Source organism: Thiohalocapsa sp. (genome assembly GCF_019695415.1).
Lineage (GTDB): Bacteria > Pseudomonadota > Gammaproteobacteria > Chromatiales > Chromatiaceae > Thiohalocapsa.
The window spans coordinates 1-3,476 of the sequence record NZ_JAIFKJ010000653.1 but is presented as its reverse complement, the minus strand read 5'-3'; the positions used below and the strand labels follow the sequence as shown (position 1 = coordinate 3,476).

Annotated in this window: 5 protein-coding genes; 4 read left to right on the top strand and 1 reads right to left on the bottom strand. The window is 68.3% G+C overall.

Annotation, left to right across the window (positions count from 1 at the left end; all coding sequences use genetic code 11):
- Positions 1 to 37: 37 nt before the first annotated feature.
- From I6U14_RS17820 to I6U14_RS17810, 3 genes are all read left to right on the top strand, one after another.
- Entirely contained in the window at positions 38 to 760 is a 723-nt protein-coding gene (locus tag I6U14_RS17820) for a dinitrogenase iron-molybdenum cofactor biosynthesis protein (RefSeq protein WP_296901174.1), read from the top strand.
- A 108-nt stretch (positions 761 to 868) separates the two neighbouring features.
- On the top strand, positions 869 to 1,141 hold the full coding sequence (locus I6U14_RS17815) for a DUF6129 family protein (RefSeq protein ID WP_296901171.1): 273 nt from the start codon (positions 869 to 871) through the stop codon (positions 1,139 to 1,141).
- Positions 1,142 to 1,313: 172 nt separating this feature from the next.
- Positions 1,314 to 1,502, top strand: coding sequence for a hypothetical protein (locus I6U14_RS17810; protein ID WP_296901169.1), 189 nt, complete (start codon positions 1,314 to 1,316; stop codon positions 1,500 to 1,502).
- A gap of 120 nt (positions 1,503 to 1,622) precedes the next feature.
- Here I6U14_RS17810 and I6U14_RS17805 read toward each other — a convergent pair whose 3' ends face one another.
- Positions 1,623 to 2,822: a hypothetical protein gene (locus tag I6U14_RS17805; RefSeq protein WP_296901167.1), complete on the bottom strand. Its 1,200-nt coding sequence runs from the start codon at positions 2,820 to 2,822 to the stop codon at positions 1,623 to 1,625.
- 274 nt (positions 2,823 to 3,096) lie between these two features.
- Here I6U14_RS17805 and I6U14_RS17800 point away from each other — a divergent pair.
- Positions 3,097 to 3,476, top strand: a 380-nt coding sequence (locus I6U14_RS17800; protein ID WP_296901165.1) for a DUF2177 family protein, incomplete at its 3' end; no start/stop codon positions are given.

Here is a 3,476-nt window from a genome sequence, read left to right as displayed (position 1 = left end):
ACCCCCAGTTCTCCACCGCAGCCGAGGCGAAACGCACATGAACGACGCCCAGAACCCACACGCCCTGTCCGAAGACATAGCGCTGCGCATCGGCCTTGCCGCACGGGCGTTGCCAGACACAGACCCCGCCCGCCTGCTCAAAGTGCTGGCTGATGCCGTTGGCCTGCCGCCCACCGTCGCCCAGCTCGACGGCCTGACGGTGAAGCAGCTCAAGGCCGCCGCCGACGGCGAGCTGGCGGAGGTGGACGCCGACAGCCTCAAGGCCGCCCTGGCGCTGCTGAAGGGCCAGGGCGCGGACATCGAGCCGCCGCCGCCCAGCGAAGCCCCGCTCACCGAGGCGGAGGCCCCCGCCGGCAGCATCCGCGTCGCCTGCGCCTCCAACGGCGGCGAGCTGCTCGACGGCCACTTCGGCTCCTGCCGGCGCTTCCTGGTCTACCAGGTGGCCGCGGGTGCGCAGCGGCTCATCGACGTCCGCGACATCGAGGACAGCGACGCTGAGGACGACAAGAATGCCCACCGCGCCGCACTCATCCAGGACTGCCAGGTGCTGTTCGTTGCCAGCATCGGCGGCCCCGCCGCGGCCAAGGTGGTGAAGCGGGACATCCACCCGGTTAAGTTTCCGCAGGGCGGCCATGCCCGTGAGCAGGTGGCCGTCCTCGCCGGGCTGCTCGCCGACAAGGCCCCGCCGTGGCTCGCCAAGATCATGGGCCAGGACACGGACGACCGCGTACGCTTCGAGCGCAGCGCCGAGGAAGCCTGAGCGCCCATCCAGCTCGCTCGTGACACCGCTCCTGCGGTGTCACGCCGCGCCCCGAGGCCGAACCCCACAAGCGCCGTACGCACCCACACCCGATCGACGCCGACCCCCATGCTCACTGACGAATTCCTCGACCAGGTCACCACCATCGTCACCCGCGCCGGCCTCACGCCGGACTCCGTCGCCGCCCTGCGCCAGGCCTTCCCCGACGTGCACTTCACGCATTGTCTGGATGACGACATCGGCGCCGGCATCGACCCCTACCGCGAGGCCGACGGCTTCAACCTCTATCTCATCACCGGCGCCGAGCACTGCATCTCCTTCACCCGCAGCCAGGAGGGCGCCACCGGACTGGTGCTCGCCGAGGTCACCGAGGACGACTGAGCGCGCGCTTGGGGGACGCCGATTGCTTGGGCAGGCGCGCCTCTCCCAACAGCCACCACAACATCACCTGGGTGCCGAGCATCAATCGCAGGCGGCGTCGAACAGCTCGGCCATGTGGAAGCGCCCGCAGCGCTCGCAGGGCACGCCATCGCCGTGGTGGAAGCAGTGGAGGATGGCATCCTCCACCCGTCGCGACATCACCCCGGCGCAGCTCGTCGACAACCTGCTGTGCGCCTTCGAGGGCGGCGTCATCCTCTCCCGCCTGGACGCCCGCCCCGCGCTCCTGGCCGAGCAGATCCATCAGCATCGGCACTACGTCGATCTGCTGTTTCCGACCCCCGGCGATGCAACGGCCGGGTAACGCGCCGAGACCGAACAGGGGCAGCGCCGGTCCGCGCCCGCCGAGCGCCCAGCATGGTCACGGGCCCGCCCGGGAGACCGGCAGCGCCCGCCCCCGCGGGGCGGACGCGAACGCGGGCCTTCAGCCGCCGGCGCAGCAACCCGCAGGCGTCTTGCCCAAGAGCTTGCGGTTCAGCCGCAGCAGCGTCTCCAGGCTCTTCCACTGCACGATCATCAGCGGCAGCAGCAGCACGAAGAAGGCCGGCGTCAGCGGCGTGATCAGCCCGTTGCCCACCAGCCCGAACATGATCCAGAACCAGCCGAAGACGAAGAAGGCCACGCCCGGGCAGATCAGGCTGTAGGCCCCCGGGCTCTGCAGGTCGCCCGCCACGTAATCCCGGAAATAGCCGAGCCGGCGCATGACAACGTAGCCCAGAAGCCCGAACAGGATCTGAAGCGACAGGATCACGGAGGTCAGCACGAACAGCGCCGGCTTCGGCACCGCAAGCCCGAAGCCGTGCTGCAGCCCCATGATCAGCCGCACCAGGGTGATGCCGGACAGGGTCAGGATGGGGATCAGAATCCACAGGCTCGGCGCGGCGGCGGCGCTGATGCCGTGGCGCAGCATGGCCTGCGCGCCCACCACCAGCTTCACGAGCCCGAGCAGCGCCGACAGGCTCAGGAAGAAGATCGCGAAGAAGAGCCCGACGGCATTCACCACCTGGCTCTGGCTCATGGCGCCGGGTGCGGCGAAGGCCACCGCGATCATCGCGAAGGCGAAGATGGGCATCATCTGCCCCAGGTTGGCATTGCCGACGAAATCGAAGGTGCCCGTCATCATCAGCCGGGCCAGATAGCCACCGTAGAGCCTGAGCGCCCAGACCCCAAGCGCCAGCAGCACCGCCAGCACCCCCGGGAACAGGTACTCGGCATAGTCCCAGAGCCCCGGCACCGTCACCGAGCCCACCACGAACAGCACATTGATGGTCATGGTGAGCGTCAGCGGCAGCGCCATCAGCGCCACGTCCTTGTTGCCGGCGCGCAGGCGCTGAAACACCTCGCTGCGCCGCCAACGCCGGTAATGGGCAAGATTCCACACCAGCAGGCGCAGATGCAGCGCCGCCATGGCCAGCAGCCCAGCGACACCGAGCAGCAGCAGCGGTCGCAGCCACTCAGGCCCTCTGACCCAGAGCGCCAGCAGATCGTCCGCCGTCACCAGAGGTGTGCCCGGATGCGGCACCAGGAACAGGAAGTAGAGGAAGAAGGTCACCGTGAGCCCGCCGGCGCCGAGCGCCGCCAGGAAGTAGAGCGGGTGATACTCGGAGGTCTCGATCCGTTTCACACTACAACTCCAACGAAAGTTTGACGTTGGAGACAGTATTTTAGTATCTGCTAATACTCTGCATTGCGAAATGTCAACAACTCGAAACGGGCTGGCGCTCGTTTCGGGGTCGTCACCTGCTCGTGACACCGCGCCGGCGGCGTCACGCCTCCCCGGCGTTGCCGCGCCGCGCGGGGACGTGATTGGGTCGCCACGGGCTCCAGGCGCGGCCAACGACCCGTCGCGCCGGGGTTATCATCGGCCTCTTTTCCGATCCGCCAGCGAGCCCAAAGCCATGCCCGAGCGACTCCGACACCTGAAGCTCTACCGCGCCCTCGTCCCCGTCTTCTTCGCCGTGGACCTGCTCTGGCTCGGTGTCATCGCCGTGGGTTTCTATCAGGCGCAGATCGGTCATCTGCTGGCGCCGGAGGTGGACTGGGTGGCGGCGGTGGCCTTCTATCTGCTGTTCATCGGCGGCATCCAGTACTTCGGGGTGCGGCCCGGGCTTGCGTCCGGGCGCATCGCCGATGCCGCCCTGAACGGCGGGCTGTTCGGCTTTTTCACCTACATGACCTATGAGCTCACCAACCGCGCCACGCTGCCGGCCTGGCCGCTGACCATGGTGTTCGCGGACACCGCCTGGGGCGTACTGCTGTCCGCCGTGGTGGCGAGCAT